Raw genomic sequence first — 1,062 nt, 5'->3', positions numbered from 1 at the left:
GAGCGGCGGCGCAGCGGGGCCGGCGGCGGCACGGCGGGCGCGCCGGGCAGGTTCTGCGGGGCGGCGGCCAGGCCCATCCGATCCTGGAGCAGCCGGGCCACCAGGCGGCTCACCTCGGCCGGGTCGGCGCCGTCGGCCAGGTCGAGCCGCAGACTGTGCGCGCCGGCCGGGGTACGGCGCAGCGCGGCGTCGCGTACGCCCGCCACCTCGCGGACCGCGTCGAGGATCGCGTTGACGTCGAAGCCCTCCGGCCGCTCCCGCAGCGGCGCGGGTTCGTCGTCGCGGCGCAGGTGGGTGGCGATGCGGGCGAGTTCGGGGGTCTCGGCGGACGGTTCCACTGCCGGTGGCTCCGGCACGACTGGCACGTCCGGTTCCGAGGGGACGCGCTGCGGCAGCACAGGGGACGGTTCCTCCGGTCGGGGCTCGGCGACCGCGTCGGCGGCCGGCACCGGTTCCGGTGCGGACCGGCGGGCCGCGTAGGGAGGGGCGCTCGTCGGTTGGGACGCGGGGGTGGGGTCGAACCGCGGCGGGCCGCTCGTGGCGGGCACGCCCGAGGTCGGCGGGGCGGGGACGGCCGCCTCCGTGGGGGCGTATCCACCGGCCGGCGCGGGCGGGGCGCCGGGTGCGGGCGGGGCACTCGTCGGCGGAGGGCCCGGGGGCGTGATCAGCGGGGCGACCGGCACCGGCGGCCCGGCCCAGGAGGGCCGCTCGTAGCCGTGCGGCGGTTCGGCGTCGCCCCGGGCCAGCCGGAACGGCCGGGTCACCTCGGGCGTCGGCTCCGGCGCGGCCGGCGGCTCGTAGCGGCGGGCCGGCTCCGGCCCGGCACCCGGCTCGTACGGCCGGGACGCCTCGGGCTCGGCGGGCGGCGGGTACTGCCGCGTCGCCTCGGGGCCGGGGGCCGGTTCGGCACGCAGCGGCTCGTACGGCCGTACCGGCTCGGGCCGGGGTGGCTCGTAGGCGGCGGGCGGCTCGACGCGGGCCGGCTCGTACGGCCGCACCGGCTCGGGCGCCCACTCGGCCGCGCGGTCCTCGCGGGCGGTGCGGTGGGCGGCGCTGTCGTCC

1 pseudogene is annotated in these 1,062 nt (G+C 81.5%); it reads right to left on the bottom strand.

What is annotated here, in order from left to right:
* A pseudogene (locus tag AC2CHG_RS31520) lies at positions 1-1,062 on the bottom strand (hypothetical protein); the annotation flags it as partial.

It is taken from the genome of Micromonospora sp. ATLC20 (assembly GCF_057196585.1).
This window is presented reverse-complemented; position numbering and strand designations above follow the sequence as displayed.